At 69.9% G+C, this 18,213-nt stretch carries 14 protein-coding genes; 8 read left to right on the top strand and 6 right to left on the bottom strand.

Annotated elements, in window-relative coordinates; translation table 11 throughout:
* The first annotated feature begins 63 nt into the window (after positions 1-63).
* Positions 64-1,020, top strand: coding sequence for a recombination-associated protein RdgC (locus tag A4W93_RS09795; RefSeq protein WP_085750436.1), 957 nt, complete (start codon positions 64-66; stop codon positions 1,018-1,020).
* A 214-nt stretch (positions 1,021-1,234) separates the two neighbouring features.
* On the opposite strand, the gene A4W93_RS09790 is transcribed toward A4W93_RS09795, so the two are convergent.
* Both A4W93_RS09790 and A4W93_RS09785 read right to left on the bottom strand, forming a co-directional pair.
* Positions 1,235-2,362, bottom strand: coding sequence for an IS481 family transposase (locus A4W93_RS09790; RefSeq protein ID WP_085750435.1), 1,128 nt, complete (start codon positions 2,360-2,362; stop codon positions 1,235-1,237).
* Positions 2,363-2,491: 129 nt separating this feature from the next.
* Positions 2,492-3,361 (bottom strand): alpha/beta hydrolase family protein, encoded by an 870-nt coding sequence (locus A4W93_RS09785; RefSeq protein ID WP_085750434.1) that lies wholly within the window; start codon positions 3,359-3,361, stop codon positions 2,492-2,494.
* A gap of 281 nt (positions 3,362-3,642) precedes the next feature.
* Between A4W93_RS09785 and A4W93_RS09780 the strand changes: the two genes are divergently transcribed.
* From A4W93_RS09780 to A4W93_RS09760, 5 genes are all read left to right on the top strand, one after another.
* Complete coding sequence (locus A4W93_RS09780; protein WP_085750433.1) at positions 3,643-4,392, top strand: lipase secretion chaperone; 750 nt, start codon at positions 3,643-3,645, stop codon at positions 4,390-4,392.
* 25 nt (positions 4,393-4,417) lie between these two features.
* Positions 4,418-5,431: a DUF58 domain-containing protein gene (locus A4W93_RS09775; RefSeq protein ID WP_085750432.1), complete on the top strand. Its 1,014-nt coding sequence runs from the start codon at positions 4,418-4,420 to the stop codon at positions 5,429-5,431.
* Positions 5,422-7,464 (top strand): transglutaminase TgpA family protein, encoded by a 2,043-nt coding sequence (locus tag A4W93_RS09770; protein WP_237357740.1) that lies wholly within the window; start codon positions 5,422-5,424, stop codon positions 7,462-7,464. The genes A4W93_RS09775 and A4W93_RS09770 overlap by 10 nt, the downstream gene beginning before the upstream one ends.
* Before the next feature lie 7 nt (positions 7,465-7,471).
* Entirely contained in the window at positions 7,472-8,575 is a 1,104-nt protein-coding gene (gene mltB, locus A4W93_RS09765; RefSeq protein ID WP_085750431.1) for a lytic murein transglycosylase B, read from the top strand.
* Between the two features lie 126 nt (positions 8,576-8,701).
* The gene (locus A4W93_RS09760) at positions 8,702-9,775 is read left to right on the top strand and encodes a hypothetical protein (protein WP_085750430.1); all 1,074 of its coding nucleotides are present in this window, start codon (positions 8,702-8,704) and stop codon (positions 9,773-9,775) included.
* 51 nt (positions 9,776-9,826) lie between these two features.
* On the opposite strand, the gene A4W93_RS09755 is transcribed toward A4W93_RS09760, so the two are convergent.
* The 3 genes from A4W93_RS09755 to A4W93_RS09745 are packed head-to-tail and all read right to left on the bottom strand — an operon-like array spanning position 9,827 to position 13,982.
* Positions 9,827-10,618, bottom strand: coding sequence for a GNAT family N-acetyltransferase (locus A4W93_RS09755; protein WP_085750429.1), 792 nt, complete (start codon positions 10,616-10,618; stop codon positions 9,827-9,829).
* 11 nt (positions 10,619-10,629) lie between these two features.
* A complete protein-coding gene (locus A4W93_RS09750; protein ID WP_237357739.1) occupies positions 10,630-11,511 on the bottom strand; it encodes a transglutaminase family protein in 882 nt (293 codons plus the stop codon).
* Positions 11,512-11,513: 2 nt separating this feature from the next.
* Positions 11,514-13,982 carry a circularly permuted type 2 ATP-grasp protein gene (locus A4W93_RS09745; RefSeq protein WP_085750427.1) on the bottom strand — a complete coding sequence of 823 codons (2,469 nt, stop codon included), beginning with the start codon at positions 13,980-13,982 and terminating at the stop codon, positions 11,514-11,516.
* 141 nt (positions 13,983-14,123) lie between these two features.
* Here A4W93_RS09745 and A4W93_RS09740 point away from each other — a divergent pair, with 141 nt between their 5' ends.
* Together A4W93_RS09740 and A4W93_RS30030 are read left to right on the top strand one after the other, a co-directional pair.
* Positions 14,124-14,999 (top strand): RNA polymerase sigma-70 factor, encoded by an 876-nt coding sequence (locus tag A4W93_RS09740; RefSeq protein WP_085750426.1) that lies wholly within the window; start codon positions 14,124-14,126, stop codon positions 14,997-14,999.
* Between the two features lie 123 nt (positions 15,000-15,122).
* On the top strand, positions 15,123-15,635 hold the full coding sequence (locus A4W93_RS30030; protein ID WP_085750425.1) for a hypothetical protein: 513 nt from the start codon (positions 15,123-15,125) through the stop codon (positions 15,633-15,635).
* Positions 15,636-15,701: 66 nt separating this feature from the next.
* Here A4W93_RS30030 and A4W93_RS09730 read toward each other — a convergent pair whose 3' ends face one another.
* Positions 15,702-18,116, bottom strand: a complete 2,415-nt coding sequence (locus A4W93_RS09730; protein WP_237357738.1) for a penicillin acylase family protein — start codon at positions 18,114-18,116, stop codon at positions 15,702-15,704.
* Positions 18,117-18,213: the final 97 nt, after the last annotated feature.

Genomic DNA, 18,213 nt, shown 5'->3' with positions numbered 1-18,213 from the left:
CCTTTTTCCGGCTCCTCCGAACCGGCGCACCCTACAATCCGCGCCCTGCTCTGAAGTTTGTCCATGTTCAAGAACATCCTGCTCTACCGCATCACCCAGTGGGACACCTCGTCCCTCGACACCCTCGACGAACGCCTCCAGAAGGGCCGCTTCGTGTCCTGCGGCGCCACGCAGCTCGAGTCCGCCGGCTGGGTCCAGCCCCGTGGCGACAAGCACACCTCGCTGATCGAAAGCGTCGGTGGGCAACTCATCCTGCGCCTGGCCGTCGAACGCAAGGCGGTGCCGGGGTCGGCCGTGAAGAGCCGCCTCGAGGAGCGCCTCGACAAGATCGAGCAGGAAACCGGCCGCCGCCCGAAGGGCAAGATGGCCAAGGAGCTCAAGGAAGAGGTGATGCAGGAACTGCTGCCGCGCGCCTTCCCGAAACACTCCGCCAACCTCGTCTGGATCGACCCCCAGTCGAAGCTCGTGGTGGTGAGCGCCGGCAGCGTGAAGGCGGCCGACCGCATCCTCACGCTGCTCGTCGAGACCATTGGCGGCGGCCTGCAGCTGCGCCTGCTGCAGACGCAGACCTCGCCGGCCACGGCCATGTCCGAGTGGCTGACCACGAAGGAAGCCCCGGCCGGCTTCACCGTCGACCGCGAGTGCGAGCTGAAGCAGCCCGACAGCGAGAAGTCGGCCGTGAAGTACGCGCGCCACGTGCTCGACATCGACGAGGTCGGTGAACACATCAAGCAGGGCAAGCTGCCCGTGAACCTCGCGATGACCTGGGAAGGCCGCGTGTCGTTCGTGCTCACCGAAGGCATGTCGGTCAAGAAGATCAAGATGCTCGACGTGGTGCTCGAGAACAACACCGCCAAGGCCGGCAAGGACGACGACGGCGGTTTCGACGCCGACGTGGCCATCAGCACGGGTGAACTCAAGCAGCTGATCCCCGCGCTGGTCGAGGCGCTGGGCGGCGAACAGGAAGGCGCCATCACCGGCGCGCCGGCGACACCCGCACCCGACCGCCTCGCGGCGTGAAAAGGGCCCCGTGAGGGGCCCTTGAAGTCTCCGGAGCAAAGCCAACGCCCAGGATCCCGGCATGCGCCGGGACGACAAACGTTGGTGTGGGGCGAGCGCAGCGAAGCCGCCGATCAAGCCACACGCGAGTCCGGGTTCCCCGGGCGACCCGTGTGTATAGACCGGGGACCTGGGTAACAGGCGTGCGAGGACCTGGGTAACAGGTTCAAGGGTATCAGGGCAGGCTTAGATCGATGCGTCCGAAGTGGTGGTGGCAGTAGTACAGGTCGTACGAGCCATCGCGATCGGACCGCGGCCTCAGTCCAATCTGCTCGCCCCGCAGGCTTTCGTAGATCCGGATCTGCCGTCCCTTGACGTCAATCCAGCCGCCTGACTGCACGCGCCTGACCAAGTCGTCGGGACCATATTCCACAGGAGGAAGCTCTGTTGGCATGGGGAGTCGGCTCGCCTGGTAGCGCTGGCTGGGCGTTTGCATGCCGATGCCTTCATGGGGCCGCACATGGTTGTAGATGTGCCTCCAGGAGTCGAAGTGCCGCTGGGCGTGAGGCATGTCAGCGAAGTTGCGGCAGCTGATCACCTCGGCTTTGAGTGAGCGGTGGAATCGCTCATCTTTGCCATTTGTCTGGGGATGGAACGGGCGACTGTGCGTCAGAGCGATGCCCAGCCGAATGAACCAAACGCCTAACCGTGTAAAGCCTTCCTGACCGGGCGCTCGCCAAGGGGAGCCGTTGTCCGTGTTGATTCGTCGCGGTAGCCCGTACTTCTCGAACGTACGCTTCAAGGTCGCTTGCACGAACTCGAAGCTCTCGGTCTCCGAGGCCTCCAGCGTCAAGTTGTAGCGGGAGTAATCGTCGAGGACTGTGAGCGGGTGGCAGCGCTGGCCGCTCACCGGGAAGTGCCCCTTGAAGTCCATCTGCCACATGTCGTTGGGCGCTTCGTGTTCGAAGCGTTGCCAAGGCTGAGCTGCCGCACTGGCCGTTGGTGAGATACAGCCGTGACGACGCAGAATCGAATTGGCGGTGCTGGGAGCCAGCTCGATGCCGTGGTCACGCTGCAGCACATGAGCGATCTTGCGCCCGCCCCAGGCAGGGTGGGCCGCTCGCATCTGAAGCACCTGCTCCTCGATGGAGGTGGGGGTTCTAGCTGGTGAACTTCCAGGTCGCGTGGACTGGTTGTCCAGCCCCGCTCTCCCTTCCTGCCGCCAGCGCTCCAGCCACTTGTAGCCCGTCTTGCGGCTGATTTGGAAACGGCGACAAAGCTCGCTCACATTGGCCGACTCTGCGCCGGCCAACCGAACAAACTCCTCACGTAGGTCTGTCACGGTAGCGGTTCTCCAGGGCACGATTGCTCCCGATGTCGCATCGGGCAAAAGTGTTACCTAGGTCCTCGCACACCTGTTACCTATGTCCCCGGTCTATACACCCGTGGCGCCCCCTGGGGGCAGGAGGCGCCAGCCGACCGGGGGGCCCGATCAATACGGGCAGTTGTTCTTGCTGTCCGAGACCTCGGTCGAGCGGACCGTGGCGTTGTACTCCGTGCCACACAGGAACTTGCTGTAGCGGGTGTCCTCGTCGATGAAGCGCTTGAACCACGAGATGCCCAGCTTGCCCAGGGTCTCGTAGTGGCCGCCACCGTTCATCACGCAGAAGTGGTCGTCGAGGCGCATCTCGACGTAGCCCTTCTTCGTGGAACTCGGGATCGCGTTGTAGAACGGGACCGCGTGCGTGTTCACCGGCGCGATGGCGTCGGACTGGCAGCCGAAGATCATCGTGGGCACGCGGATGCCGCGGAAGCTCAGCGACGAGAGGTTCCACGGGGCCATGGGCACCGCGGCCTTCAGCGACGCGTTGTCGGCCGCGGCGATCAGCGTGCCGCCGCCGCCCATCGAGTGGCCGGCCACGCCGCGGCGGTTGCCGTCGACCTTGCCGTACAGCGCGCTGGTCCGGCTGTTGCCCTGAGACACCGTGTAGTTCAGCGCGGCCATCAGCTGGTTGGCGCGGCTGCCCGGCTGGTCCAGCAGCGTGTTGGTCTCGATCACGATGACCACGAAGCCGTGCGACGAGAGGCGTTCGCCCCAGAAGTACATCGTGGACGCGGTGCCGGTGTAGCCCGGCGACACGGCGATGACGCCGTAGCTGCCCGACGCGGTGGGGTAGTAGATGCGGCCGCCGCCGAAGCCCGAGGCGGCGAGGCTCGACACCGAGATCGTCCGCGTGGCGAACGAGCCCGCGCGTTCGAGGCTGGACGTGGTGGGATCGGGACCCTTCTGGTATTGGGCGAAGGCGCTGGCGGACGCGAGGGCGCAGCTGAGCACGGCCAGTTTGGCCAAACGGAATTTCATGTCATGTCTCCTGTCTGTGGTTGATGTGCCAGTCGCGCGCCCGTGGGGATCGAGGAGAAACTCCGGGTTCGTCGCTGGCGGGCGGATCGTCCCAGAAAAGAAATGAACGATCGATCAGCAATTTCCCGCAACACGGTCAGCAGGGTTTTTCGCGGTGATCCGCCCCGCGAAACGGAGCTTCCGCACCAGGGAACCGGGGTTCACGGCGCCACCGCTCTTCGCGTATTCTGGGAACCGCATCCGCAGAGATGCACCCTGACAACACACGGAAGAGACAAGACATGCTGATCGCCCAGAAGTCCCGGGGCACGCCGGTCACGGCCGCTGCCATCGCCCTCCTCGTCGTGCTCGCGGCCGCCGGCGCTTGGTACGCCACCGGCAGTTCCGCGCCCGACGCCCCTGCCCGCGTCCTGGCCTCGACCCCCACGCCGCAGGCCGCGCCCGCCGGCACCGCCGCGGCACCGGGCCCGCGCGTCGGCCTGCCCGGCGCGCCGGTGGAACCGGCACCCGCCGACGACCCGGCCCGTGTGTTCGACCTGGGCTTCAGCGGCGGCCTCGTGGTGGATGCCAGCACCGTCACCGCGCTCGACCGTCTGCAGTCGCTGCTGGGCGAGAACCCCACGCCGGAAGACATCGCGAAGCTCGAGAACCAGCTGCGCCAGGGCCTGCCGCGCGAGGACGCCGACAAGGCGATCAAGCTGTTCCACGGCTACCGCGGCTACAACAAGGAAATGACCACCGAGGTGATGGCGATGGGCGTGCCGCAGACGCGCGAGGCGGCCGACGCGCTGCTGGCCCGCATCGACGCGGTGCAGCGCCGCCACTTCGACGCAGGCGCGGCCGACGCGATGTTCGCGGACCAGAACCGCCTGTCGAAGGCCGTGCTCGACGCGGCGCTCGTGCAGATGGACACGTCGCTGTCCAACCCGCAGAAGAAGGAGCGCCTCGAGGCCATCAAGCGCACGCTGCCCGAGTCGCAGCAGCACGCCATTCCGGAGCAACCGCCCGAATCCGCATCGGCGCCCCAATGAACGCGCGGGGCATTACGATGTCGTGATGCCCGCCGCCGCCCTCCGCGCCCGATTCCAGCCCCTTCTCCACCCCGTCGTCGCCACGCGGCAGCGCTTCCGCGCCTGGTGGCAGCAGCGCCTGCCCCGCACCGACACGCAGGTGCTGACCCAGCGCAACATCTACATCCTGCCGAGCCGGGCGGGGCTGATGTTCGGGGCCACGGTGATCGTGCTGCTGCTCGCGTCCATCAACTACCAGCTCAACCTCGGCTACGTGCTGACCTTCCTGCTGGCCGGCAGCGGGCTCGTATCGATGCACCTGACCCACAACACGCTGCGCGGCCTCACGCTGCAGCTGCGCCCGCCGAAACCCTCGTTCGCCGGCTCGCCCGTCGTGATGGACGTGACCCTCGGCAGCACCGGTCCGGCCCGCTACGGCATCGGGCTGCGCACCGAATCGGGCTCCGCCGACAGCCTCACGTGGATCAACGTCGAGGCCGGTGGCCAGGCCCACGCGCAGGTGAGCTTCGTGCCCCTGCGGCGCGGGCTGCATGCGATGCCGGTGCTCACCGTGGAGACCCGCTTCCCGCTCGGCCTGTTCCGCGCCTGGTCCGTGTGGCGGCCGGCCGCCACGGTGCTCGTGTACCCGCAGCCCGAGCACCCGCCGGCGCCGCTGCCGCCCTCGCACACGTCGCCGAGCGACACCGCCACGGCGCGGCGGGTGTCCGACGGCGGCGAGGTGGAAGGCATCCGCAACTACCGGCGTGGCGACCCGCTCAAGCTCGTCGTGTGGAAAAAGGCGGCCCGCTACCTCGAGACCGGCGGCGACCTGGTCAGCCGCGACACCAGCACCGCGGCCCGGCACGAGCTGTGGCTCGACTGGCAGCACTGCGCGGGGCTCCCGCCCGAGGAACGCCTGTCGCGGCTCGCGGCCTGGGTGCAGGTGGCCGAGCGCGGCCATGCCCGCCACGGGCTGCGCCTGCCCGGACTCGAGATCCCGCCCGCCCATGGCGAGGATCACCAGCGCCGCTGCCTCGAAGGACTCGCGCTGTGGCAGTGAGCTCCCCCTCGTTCCGCCGGCGCTCCCTGCCGCGCGACGCGCGCGACACGCTGTTCCTGCTCGCCGTCATCCTCTGGACCGTGCTGCCGCACGTGGGCCACCTGCCCCCGTGGTGCATCGCGCTCACGGGCCTCGTGCTGGTCTGGCGCGCCCACCTCGCCTTCACCAACGCACCGCTGCCGCCGCGCTGGCTGCCCATCGCCGCGCTGGCCACGGCCACCGCGCTCACGCTGCTGTCGTTCCGCACGCTCTTCGGCAAGGACCCCGGCGTCACGATGGCCGTGGTGCTGATGGCGCTGAAGACCCTCGAACTGCGCGCGCGACGCGATGCGTTCGTCGTGTTCTTCCTCGGCTTCTTCCTCGTGCTGACGCACTTCCTCTATTCGCAGTCGATCGGGGTCGCGGCGGCGATGCTGGTCTCGGTGTGGGGCCTGCTGACGGCGCTCGTGCTCGCACACCTGCCGGTGGGACAGCCGAGCCTGAAGCAGGCAGGATCGCTCGCGCTGCGCACCGCGGCGCTCGGCGCGCCCATCATGGTGCTGCTGTTCGTGATGTTCCCGCGCATCGGGCCGCTGTGGGGCGTGCCGCAAGCGGGCCTCGCCGGCACGGGACTGTCGAACTCGATGAACCTCGGCTCGGTGGGCGAGCTGGCGGTGGACGAGCGCATCGCGATGCGCGTGCGTTTCCCCGACCGGTCGGTGCCGGGACAGCGGCTCTACTTCCGCGGCCCCGTCCTCACCCGCTTCGACGGGGTCCTGTGGACCCCCCTCAGCATCGACTACCCCCTCCCGATCCGGACCGACCCACTCGTCACCACCGGTGCGGGCGTGCGCTACGAGATCACGCTCGAACCCGCCAGCCTGCCGCTGCTGCCGCTGCTGGAAGCGACGCCCGATGCCCCCTCGCTCGACGGCATCGAGGCCCGGCGCCGCGAAGACCTCGGCTGGGCGCTCAGCCGCCTGACCCGGGACCGCCTGCGCTTCACCGCCGTCGCCTTCCCCGAATACCAGCTGAACCAGGGCACGCTGACCGACCGCCAGCGCCAGCAGACCCTGCAGCTGCCCGATGGCGTGGCACCCCGCACGCGCGCGTGGGCCGAGGCATTCCGCGCCCGCCCGGACCTGGTGTCGGCCACGCCGGCGCAGCTCGCGGCCGCACTCTTCCGTCACATCCGCACCGACCAGTACACCTACACGCTGACACCCGGCGTGTACGGCGAGGCGGACAGCCGGGCCGCCATCGATGAGTTCTGGCTGGACCGCAAGCAGGGCTTCTGCGAACACTTCGCCGCCAGCTTCGTCGTCGTGATGCGTTCGCTGGGCGTGCCCGCCCGCATCGTCACCGGCTATCAGGGGGCCGAGGCGCCCGACGGCGAGGGCTGGCGCGTGGTCCGGCACAGCAACGCCCACGCGTGGGCCGAGTACTGGCAGGAGGACCTCGGCTGGGTGCGGGCCGACCCCACCGCCGCCGTGGCCCCCGACCGCATCTTCAGCAGCCGCAACCTGCGCCCGACGCCCGGCTTCGCCGGCGGCGCGCTCGCCACCCTGAGCCCGGACCTCCTGCCGCAGCTGCGTTCGCTGTGGGAGAGCCTCGACAACCGCTGGAACCAATGGGTGCTGAACTACTCGCGCGGCCAGCAGCTCGACGCACTGGCGCGGCTGGGCATCGAATCCCCGTCGTGGCAGGACCTCGCGAAGCTGCTGGTCCTGACCCTCTCGGGCCTCGCGCTGGTCGGCGTCGCCTGGGCCTGGTGGGACCGCCAGCGGCAGGACCCGTGGCAGCGCCAGGCCGCCGCCGTGGCCGGCCAGTTGCGCCGCCTGGGCCTGCCCGCACTGCCCCACCAGCCGCCGCGGCAGCTCGCCGGTGAGGTGCGCGAGAAGTTCGGCCCCCCTGGCGAACCGCTGGCCGCGCTGCTGATGGTGGCCGAGCACCAGCGCTACGGCCGCGCGGCGCTCGCCCGCCCGTCGCGCGCGTGGCTCGCCACGCTGCGCACCGAAGCCCGTCGCCTGCTCCGCACGACGTCCCCTCGATAATCCCGACATGCGCCACCCGAAACACTTCGTCCCGTTCCGCCGCACCATCGCGGCGGTCCTCGCCCTCTCGGCCTTCTCGACCGTGTCGCTGACCGCGTGCGCGAAACCACCGAAGGCCCGCACCGTCGCCGCGCAGGACGACAACGCGCCCGACGTGGTCACCTACGGCCAGCGCGAGGACGTGATGCGCTTCGGCGCCGAACTCGCCGCCCGCCAGAACCTCGACCCGGCGTGGGTGCAGGGCAAACTCGCCGAATCGCGTTTCGTGCCGAACGTGGCGAAGTTCATCATGCCGCCGCCCGCGGGCACCGCGAAGAACTGGGCCGCGTACCGCTCGCGTTTCGTCGAACCCATCCGCATCCGTGCCGGCCTCGCCTTCTGGCGCGAAAACGAGAAGTGGCTGGTGAAGGCCAGCGCGATGTATGGCGTGCCCGCCGAGATCGTCGTCGGGGTGATCGGCGTCGAGAGCATCTACGGCCGCCAGATGGGCAACTTCCGCGTGATCGACGCCCTCGCCACGCTGTCCTTCGACTTCCCCACGGGCCGCAAGGACCGCAGCGCCTTCTTCCGCGACGAACTCGAACAATTCTTCGTGATGGCCCACAGCGAGGACCTCGACCCCCTCGCCCCGAAGGGCAGCTACGCCGGCGCGATGGGCATGGGCCAGTTCATGCCCAGCAGCTGGAACAAGTACGCGGTGGACTTCGACGGCGACGGCCACATCGACATGAACCGCAGCACCGCCGACGTCATCGGCAGCGTCGCCCACTTCCTCGCCGAGAACGGCTGGCAGCGCGACAAGCCCACGCGCTTCGCGGTGGAGCCGCCGGTCGATACGTCCGACCGCGCCACGCTCCTCGGGCCGGACATCCTGCCGACGTTCACGGTGCAGCAGTTCGGGGAACGCGGCGCCGCGCTGGAGGCGCGTGCGGCCGACTACGACGGGAAGCTCGCGCTGGTCGAACTGCAGAACGGGGCCGCGGCGCCGAGCTACATCGCGGGGACCGAGAACTTCTATGCGGTGACGCGGTACAACTGGTCGAGCTACTACGCGCTGGCGGTGATCGAGCTGGGCGAGGCGGTGGGGCGGGTGCACCGCGCTCAGCCCTGACGTGCCCTCGGCGGGCAGGACCCGCATTGCCAACGAACCGCGCGTCGACGCACAATGGCACGCGCTCGGCCGCGCGGCACCGGTTCGAGGCATCCCCCATCGAACACCGTGCCGAAGGGATGTGTCATGTCGGATCTGTTCACGGTCGGAAAGGTGACGGTCGGCTTCGGAGATCGCGAGGACGCGCGCCTGAGCGCAACCTCCATCAGGCACTTCGGGGAGCAGAACCCGCAGAACCTGTCCGGCTCGGACAAGGTCACCTACAACACGAACTACGCCAAGAGCAAGAGCCTGCTGTTGCAGGCGATCCCGATCGCACCCGAGATGGTGAAGACGGCGCTCCAGCGGATCGACAGGCTCCTCGCGCGATACAGCATGTCCGGGCCGAACCGGGGGCCCCAGATCGCCGATGTCTGCGACGAACGCACGATCCTCGCGCTCTACAAGTACTTCCACATCGACCCCTACGTGCATCTGGTGGAACCGGGCCATGCGCAGTGGATCCGGATCGAGAAGATCCGCAAACTCTTCGCGAAGACGTTGGCGGGCCTGACCAACGCGTACCGCATCCAGCTGTTCGACAAGGCTGGCAGTTCGCTTCGCGAAGGCGTCACCCCGGCGAACGCCGCAGCGTTCGTGGCCCACACCGCCGACGACCGTCACGAGCGCCTGAAGTTCTATTTCATGGACAGGTTCGACCCGATCACGGGCCACTGGCTCATGGCACGTCCCGGCTTCGAGGCCGGTCCGATCCACATGAGCTACGACTGGCTGCAGGAGCAGCGCGAGGCCAAGCCGATCACCGTCGCGCGCGTCATCGTGCACGAGGCGACGCACAAATGGGCGCAGACCAAGGACGTTTGCTACAAGTGGGACACCGTCGCTGCGGCGAAGAAGCGGGAAGACCGCAAACTCGACGCCCGCCAGGATCTGACACACACACAGAGAACGGCGATGCGCACGCAGAGCGATGCTGCCTTCCTGCAGAAAGTGAAGTCGGGCCTGCAGCAGCGCTGGGTTGGCGGGGAGTTCATCAACGGCAAGACCGCCTACCCGATGACGCGCAAGAACGAACTGGACGTGGAAAACGAAGTGGAGGACTGGCTGCTGAATGCAGACAGCTACGCTTACGTGGCGAAGTCTCTGTATAGCCAGGAGATGAAGTCGAGCGCTGCGCAGGACGGCAACGCGCGAAGGTAGGCGCAGCAGCAGGGCCGGGGCGCTGCGATGGCCTGCGGATCAACGGGAGGGTCAGGGCAACCGGTATCTGCGCAGCTGATCACACGCCCGATACCCCATCCGCGTGTAGATCGGCAGCCCCATCGGACTCGCCTGCAGGGTCACCACCGGCGCGCCGCGTTCGAAGCCGGCGTTGGTGGCGAGTGCGGTGCACACCTCGCCCAGGCCACGCCCGCGCGACGCGGGCAGCGTGGCCACCCAGTACACGCCCGCGGCGCCATCGCTGAACAGCGTCAGCGCGGTGGCCGCGGGTTCATCGTCGACATACGCAACGAACCCCGCCACGTCGTCGTCGAGCAGGCGGTCGTGCTGCGCAAGCATGGTGTGGGCTTCCTCCACCGGCAGGCCCAGCGAAGCGAATGCGTTCGCGCCCACGCCGATGGCATCGCGCACATGGCCCAGGTCGCGGAAGCGTTCGATGCGCACGTGTTCGTCCACCGGCCGCACCGGCACGGGCTGCTCCACCACCATGCACGGCGACTCGGAGCGCATTTCGTAGCCGATGCCGCGCAGGTAGGCCTCCAGGTCGGGGTCGCGGCTGGACCTCGCCACCACCGAGAACTTGCGGTCGAGCGGATCGAAGAAGGCGTGGGCCCGTTCGAGCAGGCGGTCGGCGGGCAGGTCGGGATCGAGCCGCACGACGATGTTCTTGTACGGCCCGGGGAAGCGGTTGCCGCCGGCCACCGCGAGCAGGCCGTCGGCCTCCACGCTCTCGCACGGTTCCTGCCAGGCGAGGTGTGCACGGTACGAGGCGACCAGGTTGGCGTCGGCCGCGGCTTCGATCGACAGGGGGGAGTAGGACATGGCTGCCTCCTTCAGATGGGGATCACGCTCACCGAGACGTGGAGCTCCTGCTGCCCGCTGCCGAGGATGACACCGCGCAGCGGCCCGGCGTCGGCGAAGTCGGCGCCCCACCCGAGCGTGATGTAGCGGGAGTCGGCAAGCTGGTTGTTGGTGGGATCGAACTCGACCCAGCCGTGGCCGGGCGCGTACGCGGCGACCCACGCGTGCGACGCGTCCACGCCCATCAGGCGCGGCGCGCCCGGCGGCGGATCGGTCAGCAGGTAGCCGGACACGTACCGCGCCGGCAGCCCGTGCGCGCGGATGCACGCGATCATCAGGTGCGCGAAGTCCTGGCACACGCCGCGGCGCTGCACGAGCACCTCGTCGACGGACGTGCTGACCGTGGTGGCGTCGGGATCGAACTCGAACTCGGCATGGATGCGCGACGTGAGGTCGAGCAGCGCCTCGAGCCAGTCGCGGCCGGGGGTCAGGGACGCGTGCCCGTAGCGGTAGGCCGCATCGGACAGCGGCAGCAGCCGCGTGGGCTCGCACATTCGCGCGGCCATCAGGTCGTGCGGACCACCGGGTGCGGACACCGCCTCGCGCACGGCCTCCCACGCGAGGGGCGGCGCGTCCGCGGGATCGGGCCGCGGCGCCACGTCCACCTCGCAGGTCATCCGCACGCGCAGCACACGGTGCGAGCGCAGCAGCCCGAAGTGCGTGACGGTGTTGCCGAAGCTGTCGGGGGCCTCGTGGCGCTCGTCCGGCGGCGGGTCGATCTGGATGGCACACGCGAGCAGTTGCTGCCACGGCAGCTGGCGAGGGGTCAGGCGCGCGAGCTGCCACGACTGCGAGACGGGCGCCGCGTAGACGTAGCGGGTCTCGTGCTCGACGCGGTATCGGGTGTCCTGCATCGTCATGCCACCAGCGACAGCACGCTGCGCGAGCTGGCGTGCGAGAAGAACTTGAGCGTCAGCTCGTCGGACACCGTGCGCGCCACCTGCTGCAGCTGCACCAGCAGCCCGCGCAGCACCGCGCTCTCCGGGTGCAGGTCCGCGGGGGACAGCTGCGTGAGCGTCTGGTGCACCGGCGCGAGCACGTCGCCCGCGAAGCGGCCGTGGGCGCGCTCGAGCTTCGCGACGTACTCCACCAGTCCCTTCAGCTGGAAGGCCACCGAGCGCGGGTTGGTGTCGTCGCGCACCAGCAGGTCGAGCACCGGCATCCATTCGGGTGCGACGAGGTAGCGCGAGCGGTACGTGACCGACGAGTCGGCCCACTCGAGCAGCCATTCGAGCCCGCTGTCGCGCCCCTCCTCGAGGGCGACGTGCAGTGCGAGGCACTGGTTCGTGAGCCGCTCGATGCGGCGGCCGATCGAGAGGAAGCGCCAGCCGGTGCCACGGGTCATGCCGTCGAGCACGAAGCCCGAGAGCGTGGTGCTCGTGGTGACCGCGCGGTCGAGCCAGGCGAGCGCGAGCGGCAGCGAGCTGCCGCGCTGGAACACCGGGTCGGATGTGAGCTGATTCAGCGTGCGCCAGTTGTCGGCGGACATGCGGTCGCGCAGCGTGAACGCCACGCGCGAGAGCTGGCGCAGGCGCTGGCTCAGGCCTTCGTCCGGGTGCGTGGCCGCGCGCAGCAGCTCGGTGCCCGGGTGGTCGGAGGCTTCGATGAGCGCCATGTGTTCGGCCAGCGCCAGCACGGCGGCGAGGCTCGTGTCGTTGCCGTCGGCGCGCGACTCGTTGTTGCCCAGCACGCCAGCGATGGCCACGCGCAGCGTGCGCGCCGAGGCCTCGCAGCGTTCGCCGTAGCGGCCGAACCAGTACAGGTTCTCGGCCGCGCGCGACGGCAGGTTGCCGCGGGAGGTGACCAGGTCGTCGGCGGTCACGGTGCTCGACAGCAGCGTGAACGATGCGTTGATCGGGCCCTCGGAGAGCACCCAGGTGTCCTTCGAACGGCCGCCGCGCTGCATCGCGATCACGCGGGAGTCGCCATCGCCGGCCACGCGCGTGAGGCCGCCGGGCATCACGCGGTAGCCGTTGGGCGTGGCCACGGCGAACACGCGCAGGCCGACCGACCGCGCCGAGAGGCGGTCCACGCGGGACTGCGCCTGCGCGCGCTCCAGCACCGGCGCCTGCGACACGTGCACCCATTCCTGGGCCACGTAGCGCTGCGGGCGCGCGGCCACGCGGCGGCGCAGTTCGTCGCGCTGCGCGGGCGACAGGTCGGCGCCGAACACCGCGGGCTCGGGGGTCGTGCGGTCGATGGGCTTGATGATCAGGTGGTCGAGGCGCTCCCACGCATCCTCGAACGCGGCCTTTTCGCCGAGCCACCAGGTGGCCACCGACGGCAGCCGCAGCGACTCGCCGAGCAGCTGCTCGCTGAGCTTGGGCAGGAAGCCGAGCAGCGCGCCCGACTCGATCACACCCGAACCCAGCGCGTTGGCGATCATCACGGTGCCGCGGCGCGCGCAATCGGTGAGGCCCGCGATGCCGAGGGCCGAGTCGGACCGCAGTTCGAGCGGATCGCAATAGTCGTCGTCGAGGCGGCGCAGCAGCGCGTGCACGCGGCGCAGGCCCTCGACGGTCTTGAGCCACACCTTGCCGTCGCGCACCGTCAGGTCGCTGCCCTCGACCAGCGTGAAGCCGAGGTAGCGCGCGAGCAGCGCGTGCTCGAAGTAGGTCTCGTTGTACGGGCCCGGCGTGAGCAGCACGATCAACGGCGGGCCATCGCCCTTCGGGGCCCAGCGCAGCACCGACTCGCGCAGGTTCGCGAAGAACGCGGCGAGGTGCTGCACCCGCAGGTCGCCGTAGAGCTGCGGGAACACGCGGGACACCACGAGCCGGTTCTCGAGCGCGTAGCCCGCGCCGGACGGTGCCTGGGTGCGATCGTTCACGACCCACCAGCGGCCGTCGGGCGACCGGGCGAGATCGGCGGCGTAGTGGAACAGGTGGGCGCCGCCCGGCGGGCGGATGGACTGCACCTGGTGCAGGTAGCCGCTGTGGCCGAAGACGATGGACGGCGGGATGGCGCCGCTGCGCAGCAGCTCCTGCGGGCCGTAGATGTCGGCCAGCACGCGGTTGAGCAGCTCGGCGCGCTGGGCGATGCCGGCCTCGATCTCGTCCCATTCCGAGGCGGACAGCAGCAGTGGCAGGGGGTCGACCTCCCAGGGGCGGTCGGCGCCCTTCGGGTCGGCGTAGACGTTGTAGGTGATGCCGTTCTCGCGGATCTCGCGTTCCGTGAGCGACAGCGTGTCGCTGACCTCCGGCCCCTGGCGGGCGGCCAGCGAGCGCAGGAAGGCATCCCAGTGCGGACGCGGCGTCCCCGGGCCGGCCAGCAGTTCGTCGTATCGGCCGTCCGGGATCGGGTAGCCGTCGAGGAGTTTTCTCATGGGGCCGAATTCTCCTAGATTGGCGGAAGCCGGGCGAAACACGCCACCGCCACACCGCAAGAATGACCGTTCTGCAATAAAAATGCCGCCCCCGAACCGGGGATGTGTCACAAGATCGCACCGTCAACCGTCTGATCGTTCATGAACGCCGACCTGCTCCAACGATTCGAGTCCCACCGCCGCCGCCTCCTCTCGGTGGCCTACCGCATGCTGGGCACCCGCGACGATGCCGAGGACGTGGTCCAGGACGTCTGGCTGCGCTGGGGCGAGGCCGACCACGCTGCCATCGCGAACGACGAGGCCTGGCTGGTGTCGGTGACCACCCGCGCCAGCATCGACCGCCTGCGCGCCCTGAAGGTGCAGCGTGCCGCCTACCCGGGCATCTGGCTGCCCGAGCCGCTGGTGGCCCCGCTGGAGGACCAGCCCGACCTGCTGGCCGAGCGGGCCGACGACCTGTCGATGGCCCTCCTGGTGGTGCTGGAGCGGCTGGGCCCGGAGGAGCGGGCGGCCTTCCTGCTGCGCCAGGTGTTCGACCACGACTACCCGGACATCGCCCGGGTGCTGGGCAAGAGCGAGGCCGCGGTGCGCCAGCTGGTGCACCGCGCGAAGACCCGGGTGCAGGAGGAGCAGCCCCGGTTCGAGGTGGCGCCGGAGGAGCACCGCGACCAGCTGCAGCGGTTCGCCACGGCCGCCCGGGGCGGCGACCTGGGCCAGATCATGGCGTTGCTCGCGCCCGACGTCACGCTGCGCGGCGACGGCGGCGGGCGGGTCTCGTCGGTGGCCAAGGTGCTGGTGGGTGCGGACCGCATCGCGCGCCTGTTCCACGTGGTGGCGCGCCGGCTGGGCGACCGCCTGACCTACTCGATGGCGATGGTCAACGGCGTGCCCGGCCTCGTGCGCTACCTCGATGGGGAGGTGGAGACGGTGTTCTCCATCGTCACGTCGGCCGAGGGCATCCAGGCGGTCTACGCCGTTCGCAACCCCGACAAGCTGCCCCGCAGCACGACCGTGGCGTGATCGCCACCCCTCGTCGGGTGGGTATGCAAACTCCGTCACAAACGGGACAGTCGCGCTCGCGATGCGCGCGAAGATGCGCATCAGAATGACTGTTTCAACGTTACCAACGAAGGATTCCCGCTCATGACGACCCGATTGCGCCTGTCCGTCGCCGCCACCCTCGCATCCGCCACGCTGCTCATGGGCTGCCAGACCATCAAGGACGCCACCTCGTCGGACAGCGCCGCCGCGCCCGCTCCGGCGCCCGCGGCCGCTCCGGCCCCGGCTCCGGCCGCGAAGGGTGCTGCCGCCTCGAAGGCGGCTCCGGCCCCCGCCCCTGCTCCGGCCGCCAAGGAAGCCAAAAAGGCCGAAGGCGACATCACCGGCACCCCCGCCCCGGGCACCAAGTTCAACAAGATCCAGCTGGGCATGGGCATGAAGCAGGTGACCGACCTCATCGGCCAGCCCACCGACCAGGGCGCCTACGTGACCGGCAAGGCCTGGATCCCGTTCTACTTCGGCGGCGACCAGTACCGCCACGAACTGGCCTACAAGGGCATGGGCCGCCTCGTGTTCGCAGGCGGCGGCATGAACAACCTCGGGTCGGGCAAGCTGATCCGGATCATCCACAACGCCAACGACACCGGGTACCGTTGATCTGACCCCGAACCGTGTCATCCCGGCGCAGGCCGGGACGACCTGTTCCTGGAATGGGGCTGGCGTTCAAGGCGCCGGCGCCAGCTCCAGCACGTGGGCCGGCGCCCCGTCCGCCCACAGCGGCACGTCCCGCACGCCCGCCCACGGCGCCACGAACCGCCGGTACAGCGGCGAGAACACGATGCCCGACTGCCCGGTCGAGTGCATCACCCGTGACTTCGACGGGTCCGCGAGGTCGTAGAGCCCGCGGAACGACGGCCCGTGCTCCGACAGGTACCGCTCGCCGGTCACCGCATCGGCGCGGTGGTTCACCTTCGACACGTTGACCGTGTACGTGTCACCGCCCACGGGCACCCGCGTCTCGAACCAGCGCGCCAGCGGCCTCACCTTGCTGAACGGGCGGTGTTCGCTGCGGGCGATGTGGGCATCGCCCCAGCGCCACGCGGACACGTCGGGTCCGAAGCGGGCCTGCAGCTCGTCCAGCGCACGCGTGAACGCCCGGTCCGACTGCCGGGCGCAGGTCTCGGCTTCGGGCGTGGCCTTGTCGTCGCACCACCAGGCGTCGTTGCGCGCCAGCACCCCGTCGAGCGCCTCGCGGAAGTTGCGCGTGCCCAGTTGCGCCTCGAAGAGCGTCGCGCCCACCTCGTCGGCGAACACCCCCTCGGTCAGTTGCCGGGCCCAGGCCCAAAAGATCAGCGGCGCGGCCCGGTCGGCGGCCATGGTGCCGTCGAAGGCGGCCAGCTCGCGCTGCGCGGCGGCGGCCAGTGCGTGGTCGCTGCGGGCTGCGCGGATCGCGGGCAGCAGGCGTACCGTGGCGTCCGAGAACTCGTCGGCCTGGATCGCGCGCAGGCTGTCCAGGTCGTGTCTGGGGCGGGCGGCCAGCAGCGCCATGATGCGGTCGTGGCGGTACGGCCAGGTCCACTCGCTCGTGATGAAGTGCGGGTACGCGGTGTCGTGCACCCGCTGGTTGGCCGTGGCGATGTAGCCGCGCGGCGGGTCGATCTCCCGCGGCGTCTGGCCGGGGTCTAGCCAGCCGGCCCAGTCGTAGCGGGCCTCCCAGCCCGGCGCGGGCACGAGGCCGTGCAGGTCGTTGTCGGGCCGGCGCAGCGGCACGCGGCCGGCCGACACCATCGCGATGCGGCCGGCCGTGTCGGCCACCACCATGTTCTGCATCGGGGCCACATACTGCTTCGTGCCTTCGATGAACTCGGCCACCGTCCGCGTGCGGTTGATCGCGAGGCCCGCGTCGATGGCGCGCACGTCGGCGTCCAGCGCGGTCCACCGCATCGCGAACACGTAGCCGCGGCCGCCCAGACCGTCGGTGGGGCCGCCCGCGTCGGAGATCACCGGACCGTGGCGGGTGGCGCGCGCGGTGATGGTCACGTCGGGCTTGCCCTTCACGCGGATCACCTCCTCCACGCTGTCGAACCGCGCCCAGCCGCCCGGGGTGCGGTACTGCATCGGGTCGTCGGGGTGGACCTGCTCGATGTACAGGTCCTGCACGTCCGGGGCGGTGTTCGTGAAGCCCCACGCGATGTGCTCGTTCTGGCCGAGCACCACGATCGGCAGGCCCGGCATGGTCGCGCCGGCCACCTTCAGGCCGGGCGCGTCGAGGCGCGCGAAGTACCACAGCGCCGGCGCGCTCAGCTTCAGGTGCGGGTCGTTCGCGAGCAGCGGCTTGCCCGTGGTGGTGTGCGACCCCGCCACCACCCAGTTGTTCGAGCCGACGCCGTCGATGCCCGACGGCGGCGCGTCGAGCGCGGCGGTCTGGCGCAGCGCGCCGCCGAGGGCCAGCGAACGGAACAGCGTGGCATAGTCGGCGGTGGGCAGCGGCTTCGCGCCAGGGTACGGCGGCAACAGCTCGTCGATGCGCTCGACCGGCAGGTTCAGCGACAGCCGCAGGCGCAGCAGCTCCGCCCCCCAGTTGCCACCCAGGTCCCACGCCATCATCGTGGTCCAGGCGATCGTGTCCTGGGGCGTCCAGGGTTCGAACTCGAGGCCCAGCAGCACGAACTCGGGCGGCCGCGCCCGCATCGACTGCAGCGCCCACGCGTTGATGCCGGCCGTGTACGCCTCGATGGCGGCGCGGGCGTCGGGGCCGCTCTCGGCCCATTGCGCCTCGGCGGCCCGGCGCACGCCCAGGGCCCGCAGGAAACGGTCGGTGTCGAGCGCGGCCTCGCCGAAGGCCTCGGCCAGGCGGCCCGAACCGATGCGGCGATGGGTCTCCAGCTGCCAGAGGCGGTCCTGGGCATGGGCGAAGCCGAGTCCGAAGAGCGCGTCGTCGCGGGAGCCGGCCCGGATCGTCGGGATGCCCTCGGCGTCGCGCTCGATGCGCACCCGCCCCTCGAGCCCCGGCAACTCGACCGTGCCGTCGGTGCGCGGCAGCACCTGCCAGGCGTAGAAACCCGCTCCCGCCGCGGCCAGCAGGCCCAGCACCACACCCCCGAGCGCCACGCGGCGAACCCATTTGAGCATCGTCATGTCCGGATGAAAGTGGCGGGATTCGCCCCGCTGTTCGGTGGTTCAGGGGGTGTACGGTTGGTCACAATGGGTTTCAGTTCAATCCGCAGTTCCCCGT

This window comes from Piscinibacter gummiphilus (genome assembly GCF_002116905.1).
Lineage (GTDB): Bacteria > Pseudomonadota > Gammaproteobacteria > Burkholderiales > Burkholderiaceae_C > Rhizobacter > Rhizobacter gummiphilus.
Note: the sequence above shows the minus strand (reverse complement) of the source record. Positions and strands in the feature narration are given on the sequence as shown.

Bases quoted from the DNA above. Each gene is read 5' to 3' on its own strand.
- A4W93_RS09795 (WP_085750436.1), top strand. From the start codon at position 64: ATGTTCAAGAACATCCTGCTCTACCGCATCACCCAGTGGGACACCTCG.
- A4W93_RS09785 (WP_085750434.1), bottom strand. From the start codon at position 3,361: ATGAAATTCCGTTTGGCCAAACTGGCCGTGCTCAGCTGCGCCCTCGCG.
- A4W93_RS09780 (WP_085750433.1), top strand. From the start codon at position 3,643: ATGCTGATCGCCCAGAAGTCCCGGGGCACGCCGGTCACGGCCGCTGCC.
- A4W93_RS09775 (WP_085750432.1), top strand. From the start codon at position 4,418: ATGCCCGCCGCCGCCCTCCGCGCCCGATTCCAGCCCCTTCTCCACCCC.
- mltB (WP_085750431.1), top strand. From the start codon at position 7,472: ATGCGCCACCCGAAACACTTCGTCCCGTTCCGCCGCACCATCGCGGCG.
- A4W93_RS09760 (WP_085750430.1), top strand. From the start codon at position 8,702: ATGTCGGATCTGTTCACGGTCGGAAAGGTGACGGTCGGCTTCGGAGAT.
- A4W93_RS09755 (WP_085750429.1), bottom strand. From the start codon at position 10,618: ATGTCCTACTCCCCCCTGTCGATCGAAGCCGCGGCCGACGCCAACCTG.
- A4W93_RS09750 (WP_237357739.1), bottom strand. From the start codon at position 11,511: ATGCAGGACACCCGATACCGCGTCGAGCACGAGACCCGCTACGTCTAC.
- A4W93_RS09745 (WP_085750427.1), bottom strand. From the start codon at position 13,982: ATGAGAAAACTCCTCGACGGCTACCCGATCCCGGACGGCCGATACGAC.
- A4W93_RS09740 (WP_085750426.1), top strand. From the start codon at position 14,124: ATGAACGCCGACCTGCTCCAACGATTCGAGTCCCACCGCCGCCGCCTC.
- A4W93_RS30030 (WP_085750425.1), top strand. From the start codon at position 15,123: ATGACGACCCGATTGCGCCTGTCCGTCGCCGCCACCCTCGCATCCGCC.
- A4W93_RS09730 (WP_237357738.1), bottom strand. From the start codon at position 18,116: ATGACGATGCTCAAATGGGTTCGCCGCGTGGCGCTCGGGGGTGTGGTG.